Origin of the sequence: Agrobacterium sp. CMT1 (assembly GCF_037203725.1) — a bacterium.
Taxonomy (GTDB): Bacteria; Pseudomonadota; Alphaproteobacteria; order Rhizobiales; family Rhizobiaceae; genus Agrobacterium; species Agrobacterium pusense.
This window is the reverse complement of the sequence record NZ_JBBCAR010000002.1, coordinates 328,603-343,603: the sequence shown is the minus strand read 5'-3', so window position 1 is coordinate 343,603 and position 15,001 is coordinate 328,603. Positions and strand designations below refer to the sequence as shown.

General features: G+C 58.6%; 15 protein-coding genes. 10 read left to right on the top strand and 5 right to left on the bottom strand.

Annotation, left to right across the window (positions count from 1 at the left end):
- Positions 1–12: 12 nt before the first annotated feature.
- Both osmF and WA845_RS04355 read right to left on the bottom strand, forming a co-directional pair.
- Positions 13–924, bottom strand: coding sequence for a glycine betaine ABC transporter substrate-binding protein OsmF (osmF, locus tag WA845_RS04360; RefSeq protein ID WP_337322206.1), 912 nt, complete (start codon positions 922–924; stop codon positions 13–15).
- A 126-nt stretch (positions 925–1,050) separates the two neighbouring features.
- Complete coding sequence (locus tag WA845_RS04355) at positions 1,051–2,097, bottom strand: AbrB family transcriptional regulator (RefSeq protein ID WP_022555415.1); 1,047 nt, start codon at positions 2,095–2,097, stop codon at positions 1,051–1,053.
- Here WA845_RS04355 and WA845_RS04350 point away from each other — a divergent pair.
- Positions 2,090–2,245 (top strand): hypothetical protein, encoded by a 156-nt coding sequence (locus WA845_RS04350; RefSeq protein WP_162719261.1) that lies wholly within the window; start codon positions 2,090–2,092, stop codon positions 2,243–2,245. The genes WA845_RS04355 and WA845_RS04350 overlap by 8 nt on opposite strands.
- 49 nt (positions 2,246–2,294) lie before the next feature.
- On the opposite strand, the gene rirA is transcribed toward WA845_RS04350, so the two are convergent.
- Positions 2,295–2,765, bottom strand: a complete 471-nt coding sequence (gene rirA / locus WA845_RS04345) for an iron-responsive transcriptional regulator RirA (RefSeq protein WP_004439283.1) — start codon at positions 2,763–2,765, stop codon at positions 2,295–2,297.
- 218 nt (positions 2,766–2,983) lie between these two features.
- On the opposite strand from rirA, the gene WA845_RS04340 reads away from it, so the two are divergent.
- A complete protein-coding gene (locus WA845_RS04340; RefSeq protein ID WP_337322213.1) occupies positions 2,984–3,988 on the top strand; it encodes a Fe(3+) ABC transporter substrate-binding protein in 1,005 nt (334 codons plus the stop codon).
- 89 nt (positions 3,989–4,077) lie between these two features.
- On the opposite strand, the gene WA845_RS04335 is transcribed toward WA845_RS04340, so the two are convergent.
- Positions 4,078–5,574 carry a CoA-acylating methylmalonate-semialdehyde dehydrogenase gene (locus tag WA845_RS04335; RefSeq protein WP_004439286.1) on the bottom strand — a complete coding sequence of 499 codons (1,497 nt, stop codon included), beginning with the start codon at positions 5,572–5,574 and terminating at the stop codon, positions 4,078–4,080.
- Positions 5,575–5,679: 105 nt separating this feature from the next.
- On the opposite strand from WA845_RS04335, the gene WA845_RS04330 reads away from it, so the two are divergent.
- The 7 genes from WA845_RS04330 (at position 5,680) to pncB (ending at position 12,531) form a co-directional block, all read left to right on the top strand.
- Positions 5,680–6,561, top strand: a complete 882-nt coding sequence (locus tag WA845_RS04330) for a LysR family transcriptional regulator (RefSeq protein ID WP_112556038.1) — start codon at positions 5,680–5,682, stop codon at positions 6,559–6,561.
- A gap of 123 nt (positions 6,562–6,684) precedes the next feature.
- Entirely contained in the window at positions 6,685–7,602 is a 918-nt protein-coding gene (locus WA845_RS04325) for a DMT family transporter (RefSeq protein WP_006699764.1), read from the top strand.
- A 279-nt stretch (positions 7,603–7,881) separates the two neighbouring features.
- A complete protein-coding gene (locus WA845_RS04320; protein WP_004439293.1) occupies positions 7,882–8,988 on the top strand; it encodes a DUF475 domain-containing protein in 1,107 nt (368 codons plus the stop codon).
- Positions 8,989–9,348: 360 nt separating this feature from the next.
- Complete coding sequence (locus WA845_RS04315; protein ID WP_112556176.1) at positions 9,349–9,693, top strand: MarR family transcriptional regulator; 345 nt, start codon at positions 9,349–9,351, stop codon at positions 9,691–9,693.
- 18 nt (positions 9,694–9,711) lie between these two features.
- Positions 9,712–10,563: a C40 family peptidase gene (locus tag WA845_RS04310; protein WP_112556036.1), complete on the top strand. Its 852-nt coding sequence runs from the start codon at positions 9,712–9,714 to the stop codon at positions 10,561–10,563.
- 93 nt (positions 10,564–10,656) lie between these two features.
- A complete protein-coding gene (locus tag WA845_RS04305) occupies positions 10,657–11,016 on the top strand; it encodes a hypothetical protein (RefSeq protein ID WP_072493832.1) in 360 nt (119 codons plus the stop codon).
- A gap of 210 nt (positions 11,017–11,226) precedes the next feature.
- Positions 11,227–12,531: a nicotinate phosphoribosyltransferase gene (pncB, locus tag WA845_RS04300; protein ID WP_004439297.1), complete on the top strand. Its 1,305-nt coding sequence runs from the start codon at positions 11,227–11,229 to the stop codon at positions 12,529–12,531.
- Positions 12,532–12,573: 42 nt separating this feature from the next.
- Here the strand turns inward: pncB and WA845_RS04295 are convergent, their stop codons facing one another.
- Entirely contained in the window at positions 12,574–13,968 is a 1,395-nt protein-coding gene (locus tag WA845_RS04295) for a leucyl aminopeptidase family protein (protein ID WP_037089476.1), read from the bottom strand.
- Between the two features lie 256 nt (positions 13,969–14,224).
- Between WA845_RS04295 and WA845_RS04290 the strand changes: the two genes are divergently transcribed.
- Positions 14,225–14,935 (top strand): tetratricopeptide repeat protein, encoded by a 711-nt coding sequence (locus WA845_RS04290; RefSeq protein WP_162719260.1) that lies wholly within the window; start codon positions 14,225–14,227, stop codon positions 14,933–14,935.
- The last annotated feature ends 66 nt before the right edge of the window (positions 14,936–15,001 follow it).

The following is a 15,001-nucleotide window of genomic DNA, read 5'->3' as shown; positions in this document are numbered from 1 at the left end:
AACCACAGACTATTACTTGACGAAGCCGTTCTTGGTCAGGAAGTCGAGCGCGACGGTTTTTGCCTGCTCGCCGCCCACCTGCACACGGGCGTTAAGCTCCTGCAGGGTCGCCAGATCGAGCTTTTCAAACACCGGTTTCAAAAGTTCCTCGATATTCGGATGCTTTTTCAGGACTTCTTCGCGAATGATGGGCGCCGGCTGATAGACAGGCTGCACATGTTTGTCGTCCTCCAGCACCACAAGACCGGACGAGGCGATGCCGCCATCCGTGCCGTAGACCATGGCGGCATTGGCGTTGTTGGTCTGGTTGGCTGCGGCTGCGATGGTAGCGGCCGTATCGCCGCCGGACAGCGTGATCAACTGGTCCGGCTTCATGGTGAAGCCATAAGTGGTCTGAAACGCCGGCAGGGCAGCAGCCGAGTTGACGAATTCGGAAGAAGCGGCAAGAACCACTTCACCGCCGTCGGCAACATATTTGCCGAAATCGGAGAGCGTCTTCAGCTTGTTTTTGTCCGCAACATCCTTTCGCAGCGCGATTGCCCAGGTATTGTTGGCCGGGGAGGGCGTCAGCCAAACGATCTTGTTGGCGTCATAGTCGAGCGTCTTTGCTTCCTGGTAGGCCTTGGCGGCGTCCTTCCAGAGCGGGTCATCCGCCTTGGAGAAAAAGAAGGCGGCGTTGCCGGTATATTCGGGGTAGATGTCGATCTCGCCCGCGGTAATCGCCTTTCTGACGACTGGCGTTGCGCCGAGCTGAATGCGATCCGTCGTCTCGATATTGTTCTTGCTGAGAACGGCGAGAATGATGTTGCCGAGAACGCCACCCTCCGTGTCGATTTTCGACGACACGACCACTTGCGCCTGAGCGATCGAAACAGAAAAGGCAAGCGCAAGTCCGGCGCCCGTCAACGTCATCAAGCGGTTCATGAATGGTCCTCCGATGGGTCAGCCTGCCGAACAGGCGAAAGGTCGCCGCCCGCAATTGCGGCTAAGCCTGAACGTACCGGAGAGAAAAAGGTTGCAATGCTGCTGCCAGCATTTTTCCGGCAGATGTCAGGTTTCGCCGTCTCGTTTTCGGGCATCCTTTCCCATGACGAGCGGCATAAGAACCGACAGGAACAGAAGCCTGATGACGTGATGCGAGCCGACATAGGCGGTATCTGCGTGCATCATGACCGCCATCGCAGCCATGGTTTCGAGGCCACCCGGTGAATAGGCGATCATTACCGCATTGAGCGGAACGCCGGTCACGTGGGAAATCATCCAGGCAATACTGCCGGCGATCACCATGACGGCGATGGTGACGACAAAGCCCGCTACAAAGCCCTTGCGCACCTCCATCAGCGAGACATTCGAAAACCGTGTCCCGATCAGGCAGCCGATCAGCACATACACTGGAAGGCTGAGCCAGGTCGGGACGCCGCCTTCAGTGAGGCCGGTAATATGCGTGCCAATGGAGATCGCGACGCCGCCGAGCAGCAGGGCAGCAGGAAACTTCCAGCGCAGGAAAAGCCAGCCGGTCATCAGGGAAGCGACGATGGTCAGTCCCAAGGTGAGGAGATCCATCGGCGGTTTGGTGAGGAGCGGTTCGGTGCTGACAAGATCGAAATATTCCACGATCAGCGGTACGGAAAGAGTGAGCGCAAGTACCCTGACGCTTTGCACGATGCTGACGGTTGCGAGGTCGCTTTTCGTCTCGGCCCCGAGGCTGATGATATAGCTGAGGTGGCCGGGGGAAGCGCCGAGCATTGCCGTGGTCCGGTCGTAACCGAAACCGTAATGCAGTATCCAGTAAGCGACATAGAGCATGATGACGACAGCGACGAGGACGACGACAAAGCTCACCGGCCAGGTCTTCGCAGCGTCTATCACGGAGGGCGTCACGCTCGTTCCCATCGAAATGCCGACAACGACGAAACAGGCATTGCGGATGAAGGCGGGAATGCCAAGCCTGAGGCCTGCCAGTCCAGAGATCGTCACCGCAAGTGCCGGGCCGGATAGAAAGGGTGCCGGGATATCGATGAGGCTGGCGAGCAGCGCACCTATGCTGCCGATGAGCGCGGTAAGCGCAAATGTATGGAATTCAGGCTTGATGATCATTGCGACGCTGATTGGTTGCTTGAAAAAGCTCGCGACCAAATGCGCCGCTTCCGTTCGCGAGGTCAACACGCGGGATCAAAAATATTCTGTCTCGCGCGGCTTCCTTAAAGATCTGTCTCGCGCGGCTTCCTTAAAGAAAAGCCCGTGACCTCATGGGCACGGGCTATGGTGTAATCGCCAGGGAAGCAATAAGACGATCATGCAGCCGGAAGGGCAGCGACCTTCGGCATCGTGGTGTCGAGGCCAAGCAGAAAGTTGATCTGCGGCCGAGCCTTGACGAGATCGTCGATCGAATATTCGGCCAGCACGTCGAAGAAGGCGTTGAGCGCCTTGCGCAGTGCCGAATTCAGGCCGCAGCTGTCAACAAGAGGACATTCGACGGCGCCGTCCTCGAAACATTCCGCCATGGCGAAGCTGTCTTCGGTGACCCTGACCACATCGAACAGGCTGATCTTTTCGGCAGGCTTGCCAAGCCGCACGCCGCCATTGCGGCCGCGAACTGTTTCCACCAGGCCGGCTTTGTTGAGCGGCTGGAGGATCTTGAACAGGAACAGCTCGGAAACGCCATAGGCCTTGGCAATCTCCGGAATGCGGCTCAGATGGCCTTCATTTGCGGCGCAGTACATCAACATGCGCACGGCATAGTTGGTCTGTTTGGTCAAGCGCATGCTGGTCTCCTAACTCTCAATGTGGAGTTATATAGTCTCTTTTTCAGTTTAGAACAATTCCAGAAACCGAAAAAACTGGCATCCATCCGAGATTTCTCAAACAGCCTTGTTGACCGCCTTCATGATTCATGAACAAACAAGTCAAGAATCGGAATGTAATGGAGGCATTCACAATGGCAAGCTTGAAATCATATTTTTCCGCTGCCGTTTTTTCAGGGATGATGATCCTTTCCTGCACACCCAAAGCCTGGGCAGAGGGAGAGGTTAATGTCTATTCCTATCGCCAGCCTGAATTGATCCAGCCGCTGCTCGACGCCTTTACCAAGGAAACGGGAATAGAGACGAATGTTCTTTTTCTCGACAAGGGACTGGTGGAACGCATCCAGGCAGAAGGCGTCAATTCGCCGGCCGATGTGCTGTTGACGGTCGATATCGCCCGTCTGGTCGAGGCCAAGGAGGGCGGTGTCACGCAGCCTGTTCTCAACGATCCCGTCATCGAAAAGGATATCCCCGCCAATCTGCGTGATCCCGAGGGCGAATGGTTCGGCCTGACGACACGCGGCCGGGTTGTCTATGCCTCGAAGGAGCGGGTGAGCCAGAAGGATATCACCTATGAGGAACTGGCGGATCCGAAATGGAAGGGCAAGATCTGCATTCGCGACGGCCAGCATTCCTATAATATTGCGCTGATCGCCTCAATGATTGCACATCATGGTGTCGATTATACCCGCACCTGGCTTACCGGCCTGAAGAACAACCTTGCCCGCAAACCTGATGGAACCGACCGCAGCCAGGCGAAATCAATCTTTTCCGGGGAGTGTGATATTGCCCTTGGCAACACCTATTATGTCGGCCTGATGCTGACAAATGACCGCGAGCCGGAAGAAAAGGAATGGGCGGGATCCGTGCGCGTCATCTTTCCCAATGCGGGCGACCGCGGCACCCATGTGAATATTTCCGGCATGGCCCTGACGAAATACGCCCCCAACAAGGACAATGCCCTGAAACTCATGGAATTCCTGGCATCGCGCGAGGCACAGGAAATCTATGCCAGGCAGGTCTTCGAATATCCGGTGCTGCCCGGCGCCGAGCCGTCGGATGTGGTCAAGGGCTTCGGCCCCATCAATCCGGACAAGTTGCCGCTGACGGACATCGCCGCCCATCGCAAGCAGGCATCCGAACTGGTGGACGAAGTGGGCTTTAATGACGGCCCGACCAACTGATCTCGGGCCCTGCTTCCAGCACGATGAATTCCAGTCAAAAAAGCCCCGCTGCAAAACAGCGGGGCTTTTTTGTATTGCCTGCTTGCGGCTTATTTCATCGTCGGCATGACGAATTCGGCACCCGACTTGATGCCAGACGGCCAGCGCGAGGTGATGGTCTTGGTCTTCGTCCAGAACTTGATCGAATCCGTGCCGTGCTGGTTGAGGTCGCCGAAGCTCGAAGCCTTCCAGCCGCCGAAGGAATGGTAGGCGAGCGGAACCGGGATCGGAACGTTGATGCCGATCATGCCGATATTGACGCGGCTTGCGAAATCGCGGGCTGCATCGCCGTCGCGGGTGAAGATGGCGACGCCGTTGCCATATTCATGCTTCATCGGCAGTTCCAGCGCCTCTTCGTAGTTCTTGGCACGAACGACCGACAGAACCGGTCCGAAGATTTCCGTTTTGTAGATGTCCATGTCAGGGGTGACGTGGTCGAACAGGCAGCCGCCGACAAAATAGCCGTCTTCATAGCCCTGCAGCTTGAAGTCGCGGCCGTCGACCAGGAGCTTTGCGCCCTGTTCCACGCCGCTGTCGATCAGGCCCTTGACGCGCGTCTGGGCTTCCTTGGTGACGAGCGGGCCCATATCGGCCTTGTCGTCGGTGTAAGGACCGATCTTCAGTGCCTCGATCTGCGGAATGAGCTTTTCAACGAGACGGTTTGCCGTCTCTTCGCCGACAGGAACTGCGACGGAAACAGCCATGCAGCGCTCGCCGGCCGAACCGTAACCGGCGCCCATCAGCGCGTTCACGGCCTGATCGAGATCGGCGTCCGGCATGATGATCATGTGGTTCTTCGCGCCGCCGAAGCACTGCGCGCGCTTGCCGTTCATTGCAGCGGTGCCATAGACGTAACGGGCGATCGGCGTCGAGCCGACGAAGGAAACCGCGCCGATATCGGGATCGGTGAGGATGGCGTCGACGGCACCCTTGTCGCCGTTGACGACGTTCAGGATGCCGGCCGGAAGACCGGCTTCGATCATCAGTTCCGCGAGGCGGATCGGCAGCGACGGGTCGCGCTCGGAAGGCTTGAGGATGAAGGCGTTGCCGCAGGCGATCGCCGGGGCGAACATCCACATCGGGATCATGCCGGGGAAGTTGAACGGGGTGATGCCTGCGCCGATGCCGACCGGCTGGCGGATCGAATACATGTCGATGGCCGGGCCCGCGCCTTCGGTGAACTCACCCTTCTGCAGATGCGGAATGCCGCAGACGAATTCGCAGACTTCAAGCCCGCGGACGATATCGCCCTTGGAATCTTCGACGGTCTTGCCGTGCTCGCTGGAGAGCAGCACCGCCAACTCGTTCATGTCTCGGTTCAGAAGTTCGACGAACTTGAAGAAAACGCGGGCACGACGCTGCGGATTGGTCGCAGCCCATTTCGGCTGTGCCGCCTTGGCGCTTTCGACAGCCGCGCGCAGTTCGGCGTCGCTGGCAAGCGCGACCGTAGCCTGAACTTCGCCCGTGGCCGGATTGTAGACATTCGATGTGCGGCCGCTGGTGCCCGGCACATGTTTGCCATTAATGAAATGACCGATTTCCTTCATGGTGTTCCTCCAGAATGTGATGGCGCAGCATTGCCTTTCGATTTGCACAAATCAATCGCCTGAAATAAGCATCAATTGTGCAAAAATAGACACAAGGAACGTGGCATGAACTGGGATGATGTACGTTTGTTCCTGAGCGTGGCGCGAAGCGGCCAGTTTCTTTCCGCGGCCAGAAAGCTCGGTGTGAACCACGCCACTCTCAGCCGCCGGGTTTCCGCGCTGGAAGCCGCCATCGGCACCCAGCTCTTCCTGCGCAGCACCAATGGCTGCGAACTGACGGAGGAGGGTCAGCGGCTTCTTGCGAGTGCGGAGCGCATGGAAACTGAAATGCTGAATGCCCAGGCCAATCTCGGTCGCGTCGATACGGCGGTTGCGGGAACGGTGCGCATCGGCGCGCCGGACGGCCTCGGCGTATCCTTCCTCGCGCCAAGGCTTGGCAGACTGACGGCGCGGTATCCCGATCTGAAAATCCAGCTCGTTCCGGTGCCGCGTTCCTTTTCGCTGTCGCAACGTGAGGCCGATATCGCCATCACCATCGAAAGGCCGGAACAGGGCAGGCTGATGTTTTCCAAGCTCACCGATTATTCACTCGGCCTCTATGCATCGGCGAATTATCTGGCTGACTACGGACCGCCTGATGATGTCGAGGCACTGAAACGCCACCGGCGGATCGGTTACGTGGAGGACCTGATCTTTTCGCCTTCGCTGAACTTCACCGGCGAAATCATGCGTGACTGGGACGCCGCCTTTGAAATCTCAAGCGCTACCGGCCAGACGGAGGCAGTACGATCCGGTGCAGGGATCGGCATCCTGCACAATTACATCGCGGGCCAATATCCGGAACTTATACGGATCATCCCGCATCTCACCATCAGCCGGTCCTATTGGACGGCTTATCACGAATCCGCTCGCCAGTTGGTCCGTGTCCGCACGGTGGTCAATTTTCTCCAGGAACTCGTGGCCGAAGAACGACGCATCTTCACCTGATATCCGAAGCCCCGGCGTAATAGTACTATTAATTACGCAAACCCGTCCGTTCTGGACTTGACAAAGGACGGCTGGTTGGACGACCAATGCCACCATTGGGAGATCGGAACTGACATGTCGACTATGATAAAAAAGCTTTCGCCGACGGGCCTCGGCGTGGCCGTGATGCTGCTTGGAATGCTGCTGTTCGCGTTGAACGACGCCATGGGAAAATGGCTCGTATCGACCTACAGCCAGGGCCAGGTGATCCTTATCCGAAGCGCCGCGGCGCTGGTCATCCTTGTTCCGATCGTCTGGAGAGCCGGCCTCTCCGGCCTCGTGAAAATCGAGCGGCCCGGCCTTCAGGCGGCGCGCGTCTTTTTCTCCACGGCCGAGCTTTTCTGTTTCTATTTCGCGGTCGCGGCGCTGCCCCTGGCGGACGTCATGACCTATTGGCTCGCGGCGCCGATTTACGTGGCTGCGCTCTCCCCGTTTCTGCTCGGAGAAAAGGTCGGCTGGCGTAGATGGACGGCCATTGGCATCGGTTTTGTCGGCGTTCTCATCGCGCTCAAGCCGAGCTCGGCAAGCCTCACCTCCGCTGCACTCTTTTCTATCCTCGGCAGCGCTGCCTTTGCATTCATGATGTTGTCCGGCCGCCAGCTGCGCAATACGCCCGACACGGTGCTCGCCTTCTGGCAGATCATCGGCGCGGCGCTTGCGGGCATTGTCGCCGTGCTCGTCACGCCGTCGGGATGGCTGCCGGTGCAATCCGGTTTTGATCTTGCCTTCCTCGGCCTGCTCGGCGTCGTCGCCATGGCGGCGCATGTGCTGGTCAACCGGGCGCTCAAACTTGCCGATGCTGCAACGGTTGCGCCGCTGCAATATACGCTGCTGCTCTGGGCGGTCATTTTCGGATGGCTGTTCTTCGGCGATGTGCCCCAGACAAGTATCGTGGTCGGCGCGGGCCTGATTGTTCTTTCGGGCCTTTACATCTTCTTTCGCGAAAATACGCTCAAACGCCGTCGCGAAACCGCCGAAGATCTGGCCGCAGAGCAGGTTTGATCTCTGGTTGCGATCACGGGACTTGACGAAGGCGTGATCTTCAGGGAGTAAGAAGGGGCCCTGCGATGATTTGTCTCGCAAGGGCAGAGGAAACAAAGGTGCCGGGCCCCTCTGGCGAGAGTTTTACGGCGCTCTCGTGATGTCGGTACCGCCTGCAAAATTCGCCGGCGGATTAAAAACTATGAAAAACCTGAATGTGCTTCGCGCGCGTGCTTTCTGCGTGCGGCCTGACGCCCCGCGTCGGTCTGCAACCGTCCTCGTAATGAACGGTGACCGGACATGAGCGCTGCCCAGAAAACCACGCTCTCCTACTTCAAGTGGGCTTTTATCGTCACCATCGTCGGTCTCATCCTCGGCGGCTATCTTGGCTGGGAAATGACCGGTACGGTTGGCGGTACCGCGACGATCTTCTTCATCTGCGTCGTCTTGGCGGTGCTGGAAATCTCGCTTTCTTTCGATAACGCCATCGTCAACGCGAACAAGCTGAAGGACATGACGCCGGTCTGGCAGCACCGCTTCCTGACATGGGGCATTCTCATTGCCGTTTTCGGCATGCGTATCGTCTTCCCGCTGCTGATCGTTGTCGTCGCCGCCAATGTCGGTCCCTGGACGGCCATCGTCATGGCGGCAACCCAGCCGGAACGTTATGCGGAAATCATGCAGGATGCCCATCTGCCGATTGCGGCTTTCGGCGGCACCTTCCTGATGATGGTCGGTCTCAACTTCTTCTTTGACCATGAAAAGGACGTGCATTGGGTGCGCTGGATCGAGGAAAAGGCTGCGACCTATTCTTCCGTCAAGGGCATCGAGATCGCCTTCGTGCTTGTTGTCATGCTGATCTTTTCGCGCATCATCGGCGCCAGCGACAACCCGGAACTCGGTCCGGTCGCGGCCAACACGTTCTTCCATTCGGCGATCTGGGGTCTCTTGACCTTCCTGCTGGTAGAAGTTGTCGGCGGCATTCTCGATCGTAGCCAGGAAATGCTGGAAGGCGCAGCAAAGGGCGGTTTCGGTGCGTTTCTTTATCTCGAAGTGCTTGACGCCAGCTTCTCCTTCGACGGCGTGATCGGTGCCTTTGCGCTGACGCAGAACCTGTTCATCATCGCCATCGGCCTCGGCATCGGCGCCATGTACGTGCGCTCGATGACAATCATGCTGGTCGAGAAAGGAACGCTTGCCGAATATCGCTATCTGGAGCACGGCGCCTTTTATGCGATCCTGATCCTGTCGGTCATCATGTATGTGCAGACCATGGTGCATATACCTGAAGTCATCACGGGCCTTGGCGGCGCAACCCTGATCGGTATCTCGCTCTGGTCGTCGATCCGCTATAATCGGCAGCAGAATGCCGATGCAGTCGATGCCGCACGCGGCGCAGAGATTTGATCCACAATACCCCTGTCTTCCGCCGTCACGGCGGGAGACAGTTTTTAAGCATTGAGTTCGTTCTTGCCTCTTTTTATCGCCATTTACGCCTTGCAAACGCCTTCGCCGCGCGCGTCATTTATCCATTAAGTCCCTGATTTAAAATATAGTTGTGCGGCGCAGCAAAACTGGCACGATTTCTGCATCTCATCTTGCAAGTCCAGAGGGGACATATGGCCCAAAAATGGGTCAACAATTACCGCCGCGCCGCGCGATCTTTCGGATCTGCGCCGTGCGGCGGTTCTGTTTGTGGGGATGGTTCTTGAGTTTTTCGCGCTGTTGCATGAAAACGATAGGACAACGACTGGAAGGTTTATCGGCTTGCCTGCAGAACTTTCGCCCACGGCCGCCCTCGGGCTCTGGCATCGCGTCTCGATGGCGCAGGTCACGGCCGATGCGCCCGATTTGACCTTGCGTCAGACAGCCATCCTGCTGCAGATTTATCTTGTGCCGCCGCCGCATACCGTGCGCGGCCTCGCTGGCCTGCTGGGCGTGACCAAGCCGGTCATCACCCGCGCGCTCGACAGTCTCGGCACGCTAGGGCTGGTTGACCGGGCCCGGGATGAGCGGGACAGGCGCAATGTCGTGATAAAGCGCACCGTCGCAGGCGCGCTTTATCTGGAAAAATTCGGCGATCTGATTATTAATCAGGCCCGTAATATCTAACCTCTGGACGTGAACCCCATGATGCTCGACCGCCGCCTGAATGTCTTCCGCTCCGATCTCGCCGACGAAAAACTGCAAGGGGCGGTGCAGGCCGATCGTTTCGTCAGCGGATCTCCCGCACAGGTCGTGGTACCTGTCATCGGCCTGCGGCCCACGCCGGACCTTGTCGCCGGTATCGATACCGAACTGCTGTTCGGCGAGACCCTGCGCGTTTTCGACAGGGCGAACGGCTGGGCCTGGGTGCAGGCGGATGCGGATGGTTATGCGGGTTACGTGCCGGAAACGGCCATTGGTGATGTCGTTGCGGCTACTCACCGTATCGTTGCTCCCCGTACCTTTGTTTATCCTTCGGCCGAACTGCGCAAGCCACCGGTGGCGGCGCTGTCCATGGGCAGCCTGATCCGGATCGTCGGTGAAGAGGAGACCCGTGGCACCCGGTATCTCATGACCGAAAATGGCGAAGGCGTCATTGCCGCCCACTGCCGGACCGTCGATGCTGCCGCTGACGACGACTATGTCGCGGTGGCGTTGCGCTTCATCGAAACCCCCTATCTGTGGGGCGGTCGCTCCGGATTTGGTATCGACTGTTCAGGCCTCGTACAGCTTTCCATGGCGATGGCGGGCCGGCGGGTGCTGCGCGATACCGACATGCAGGTGAAATCGCTCGGTGTGGAAATAGAGCGGGACGAGTTGCGGCGCGGCGATCTGGTTTTCTGGAAAGGCCATGTCGGGCTGATGGAAAATGAGGAAACGCTGCTGCACGCCAACGGCCATACCATGAATGTCGCGCGCGAAAATCTCGCTGCAGCCATTGAGCGCATCGGTTGGCTTTATGAAAAGCCGACGGCGTTCCGTCGCCTGGAGGACTGAGGGAGCGCTTCACGAAATTGTTCCCGTCTTGCCCTTTGTGCGACAGCCGTCGCCGGCCTACATGCTGTCAATAATGGTACGGGACGGACACTGATGAAGACAAGAACGGCGGCACGATTGGCAGCGATCCTCGCGGCGGTCTTATTGAGCACTTCGGCAGAGGCCCAGACGGTGTTCCAGAACGGTTTTGCCCCGGCACCCGACGCCTATGCCAACCTGCCCGGTGTAAAAGACCCTCGAACGCTCCAACCCAAGGTCCGTTATAACTGCCATAGCGAACTGGGAAGTACCGGATATTCACGTGGGCCCTACCGGACCGTCTTCGGCAGTCGCGGACTTCCCGTCCAGGGTTACCGCTGCACCGATGAAAACGGTATTTCCAGCTTTGGCGGACGTAACCCCGTTTCCAAGGATTGGTACCCCGGCATCAATCCCGTTGATCCGACTTTCTGACGCGGCGTGCCCGTAGCCCCTGGCTGAAAACGATAATGAGGTTGCCGGGAAATCAACGCGCGGGCGGGCTGGTGAGGCATTTGCCGGGCCGGTGCTCTGGACTTGTTGTCGCTTTTTCAGATAAATCTTCCGCATGACGGGTTGATACCTGCCGGGGTGCGGATTGACATCGGCTATTCTGACCTTTGGCCGATACTGGGGAATGCAAGTATGACGAAGACCGATATAGCCACCCGTGTCCACAATCATACCTGGAAACTTGACCCGATCGTCCGCAGCCTGATCGATACGGATTTCTACAAGCTGTTGATGTTGCAGATGATCTGGAAGCTTTATCCGGAAGTCGACGCGACGTTTTCGCTGATCAACCGCACCAAGACGGTGCGGCTGGCCGAGGAGATCGACGAGATGGAGCTGCGCGAACAGCTCGATCATGCGCGTACGCTGCGTCTTTCCAAAAAAGAGAATATCTGGCTTGCGGGTAACACGTTTTACGGCCGCTCGCAGATTTTCGAGCCGGAATTTCTCTCCTGGCTATCAAGCTATCAGCTGCCGGAATATGAGCTTTTCAAGCGCGACGGGCAGTACGAGCTGAATTTCCACGGCCGCTGGATGGACACGACGCTCTGGGAAATCCCGGCGCTCGCCATCATCAACGAGTTGCGTTCGCGTAGCGCCATGCGCTCGCTCGGTTATTTCACGCTGGATGTTCTCTATGCCCGCGCAAAGGCCAAGATGTGGGAGAAGGTTGAGCGGCTGCGGGAACTGCCGGGCCTGCGCATTTCCGATTTCGGCACCCGCCGCCGCCATAGCTTTCTGTGGCAGCGCTGGTGCGTCGAGGCGTTGAAGGAAGGCATCGGGCCGGCCTTTACCGGTACGAGCAACGTGCTGCTCGCCATGGATTCGGACCTTGAAGCCGTCGGGACGAACGCGCATGAACTGCCGATGGTGGTCGCGGCGCTGGCGCAGACTGATGAGGAGCTGGCTGCCGCGCCCTATCAGGTCCTGAAGGACTGGAACCGGCTTTACGGTGGCAACCTGCTGATTGTTCTGCCCGACGCCTTCGGCACGGCGGCGTTTCTGCGCAATGCGCCGGAATGGGTGGCTGACTGGACGGGTTTCCGCCCGGACAGCGCACCGCCGATCGAGGGTGGCGAGAAGATCATCGAGTGGTGGCAGAAGATGGGTCGCGACCCGCGCAAGAAGATGCTGATCTTCTCCGATGGCCTCGATGTCGATGCCATCATCGACACTTACAGGCATTTCGAAGGCCGCGTTCGCATGAGCTTCGGCTGGGGCACCAACCTCACAAATGATTTTGCTGGCTGCGCGCCAAAAACCATCGCCAGCCTCAAGCCGATCTCCATCGTCTGCAAGGTCAGCGATGCCAATGGCCGGCCGGCTGTGAAACTCTCGGACAATCCGCAAAAAGCAACCGGTGAACCGGCCGAAGTGGAGCGTTACCTGAAATTCTTCGGCCAGGAAGATCACAAGGAACAGAAGGTTCTGGTTTGATCAAAGCGGGGCGCTCCGGTCGACGAAGCGCCCCTAAAGCCGTTATTTCGTGAACTGATGTGCGATATAATGGAAGAGGGCGCGAATACCCTGCGCTTCTCCACCGATCGATGAGTGGTGCCTTTCATTCAGCGACCAGCCGTAAATATCGAAATGCGCCCAGCGCCGGGTGTTGGTCACGAAACGCTTGAGAAACAGCGCGGCGGTGATCGATCCGCCCATGCCGCCGGAAGGCGCATTGGTAATATCGGCCGCGCGCGAGCGAATGTCCTTGTCGTATCCCATATAGAGCGGCATGCGCCACAGCGGATCGTCGGTATCGATGCTGGCTTCAGCGATGTCATGGGCCAGATCGTCGTCGTCAGTGTAGAAGGGCGGCAGATCGGGACCGAGCGCGACGCGGGCGGCGCCGGTCAATGTTGCCATGTCGATCATCAGGTCCGGCGCATCCTCATCGGCATAGGCCAGAGCGTCCGCCAGAACGAGGCGGCCTTCCGCATCGGTATTGTCGATCTGCACCGTCAGCCCCTTGCGGCTCCGGTAAATGTCGCCGGGACGGAAGGCGTTGGAAGAGATGGAATTTTCGACCGCGGGCACGAGGACGCGCAGGTCGACCGGCAGCTTCGCGTCCATGATCATCAGAGCCAGGCCAAGGACATTGGCGGCGCCGCCCATGTCCTTCTTCATCAGGGCCATGGACGCTGCGGGTTTTATATCGAGACCGCCGGTGTCGAAGCACACGCCCTTGCCAACAAGCGTCAGACGCGGATTACCCTTTTTACCCCAGTTCATTTCCAGAAGGCGTGGTGCGCTTTCGCTGGCGCGGCCGACGGCGTGGATGAGGGGGAAGTTTTCCTTCAGCAGGTCGTCGCCGGTGGTCACCTTCACCTTCGCCTTGTAATGGGCGGCAAGGGCCCGGAAAGCGATCTCCAGCTCATCCGGTCCCATGTCGTTGGCAGGCACATTGATGAGATCGCGCGCGAGGAAGACGCCCGCGAGAATGCGCTTGATCTCGCCGTCTTCGGCATCCTGGGGAATGAGCAGCTTCGCCCCGCTGGTTTTGGTGGTCTTGTATTTGTCGAAGCGGTAGCTTCCGAGACCGAAACCGAGAGCGAGGCGATTGGCCGTCAGTGGTGCGGTCTCGATGTGCCACTCGCCTTCAGGCAGTTCGCGGGCGAGTTTACCGGTGATGAACGGGATTTCAGAGGGATTGCCGCCAAGGCCGAGAAGCACGCCGCCGAGCGAACCATCGGCAGAGGGAACGAGCAGGATGGCACCGGCCTCCGCCTTGAACCCTGCTTTCTTTGCCCAGTCCAGAGCGACGGGGTCAATGGCGCCCTGCTCGATGTGGGCGGGCGTGACTGCGAAAACCGGCAGTGTACTGCCTGCCTTTGAGCTGAAAGGGGTCGGGCGTTCGATGAACTGATAGGGCGCCATTATGTGCTTCCGTAAATGTCGAGAATCGGTGCGATTAACGCTCTGTTAGGGTTAACAGATTATTGCTTAAGCGAAAGTTGCGTCATGTGAGTCTGTCGTTTGTCGGGCGCAAGATTTGTCATTCTTGGGCGAGGGCGCTGCCATGACTGCTTTTTCTTTGGCTGAGACAGGCCGGACAGGGTTGCTGCGGGGCGCGTGTTTTGCAGCATTGGTTCTTGCGGTTTCTGGATGTGCAAGCACCAACAAACCGGACCGGATGTCTACCGGCTCCATTCCCGCCGCCGCGCGCTCCTATGATCACATGAACATGGACCAGCTTCGCCAGGCGGAAGAAACCGCCGGCAAAGCCTATGAACGCAATCCCAAGGACAAGTCGGTGGGCATGAATTATGCCAGCGTCTTGATGATGACGGGCAAGAACACGCAGGCTCTTGCAGTCATGCAGCAGATAGCCATCGCCAATCCCGCCGACCGCGACGTGCTTGCCGCGTATGGCAAGGCACAGGCGGCTGCGGGACAGCTGGAGCAGGCGCTTTCAACCATCCAGCGGGCGCAGACACCCGATCGACCCGATTGGCGCCTCTACTCGGCCGAAGGCGCGGTGCTTGACCAGCTTGGACGTTCGAGCGAAGCCCGCTCCCGCTATCGGCAGGCGCTTGACCTGAAGCCGAACGATCCGAGCGTGCTTTCAAATCTCGGCATGTCCTATGTGCTGTCGAGCGATCCGCGCACTGCCGAAACCTACCTGCAATCGGCCATCGCCCAGCCTGGCGCCGACAGCCGCGTTCGCCAGAACCTCGCGCTCGTTGTCGGCCTCCAGGGTCGCTTCGCCGAAGCAGAGCGCATTGCGGTACAGGAACTCTCGCCGCAGCAGGCCCAGGCAAACCTGACTTATCTGCGGGCAATGCTGTCCCAGCAAAATTCCTGGCAGCAGCTCGCAAAAAAAGACGGAAAGGCGGCGGGCTGATGCTTTGCGCGATGCCGCGTCCTTATATCCGGAACTTGACGCGTCGCCGCGAAATTCGGGCGGCAT

Excerpts from the sequence above, each read along its gene's own strand:
- WA845_RS04355 (WP_022555415.1), bottom strand. The coding sequence starts at position 2,097 with ATGATCATCAAGCCTGAATTCCATACATTTGCGCTTACCGCGCTCATC.
- WA845_RS04320 (WP_004439293.1), top strand. The coding sequence starts at position 7,882 with ATGAGCGCTGCCCAGAAAACCACGCTCTCCTACTTCAAGTGGGCTTTT.
- pncB (WP_004439297.1), top strand. The coding sequence starts at position 11,227 with ATGACGAAGACCGATATAGCCACCCGTGTCCACAATCATACCTGGAAA.
- rirA (WP_004439283.1), bottom strand. The coding sequence starts at position 2,765 with ATGCGCTTGACCAAACAGACCAACTATGCCGTGCGCATGTTGATGTAC.
- WA845_RS04350 (WP_162719261.1), top strand. The coding sequence starts at position 2,090 with ATGATCATTGCGACGCTGATTGGTTGCTTGAAAAAGCTCGCGACCAAA.
- WA845_RS04330 (WP_112556038.1), top strand. The coding sequence starts at position 5,680 with ATGAACTGGGATGATGTACGTTTGTTCCTGAGCGTGGCGCGAAGCGGC.
- WA845_RS04310 (WP_112556036.1), top strand. The coding sequence starts at position 9,712 with ATGATGCTCGACCGCCGCCTGAATGTCTTCCGCTCCGATCTCGCCGAC.
- osmF (WP_337322206.1), bottom strand. The coding sequence starts at position 924 with ATGAACCGCTTGATGACGTTGACGGGCGCCGGACTTGCGCTTGCCTTT.
- WA845_RS04325 (WP_006699764.1), top strand. The coding sequence starts at position 6,685 with ATGATAAAAAAGCTTTCGCCGACGGGCCTCGGCGTGGCCGTGATGCTG.
- WA845_RS04340 (WP_337322213.1), top strand. The coding sequence starts at position 2,984 with ATGATGATCCTTTCCTGCACACCCAAAGCCTGGGCAGAGGGAGAGGTT.
- WA845_RS04305 (WP_072493832.1), top strand. The coding sequence starts at position 10,657 with ATGAAGACAAGAACGGCGGCACGATTGGCAGCGATCCTCGCGGCGGTC.
- WA845_RS04335 (WP_004439286.1), bottom strand. The coding sequence starts at position 5,574 with ATGAAGGAAATCGGTCATTTCATTAATGGCAAACATGTGCCGGGCACC.
- WA845_RS04295 (WP_037089476.1), bottom strand. The coding sequence starts at position 13,968 with ATGGCGCCCTATCAGTTCATCGAACGCCCGACCCCTTTCAGCTCAAAG.
- WA845_RS04290 (WP_162719260.1), top strand. The coding sequence starts at position 14,225 with ATGTCTACCGGCTCCATTCCCGCCGCCGCGCGCTCCTATGATCACATG.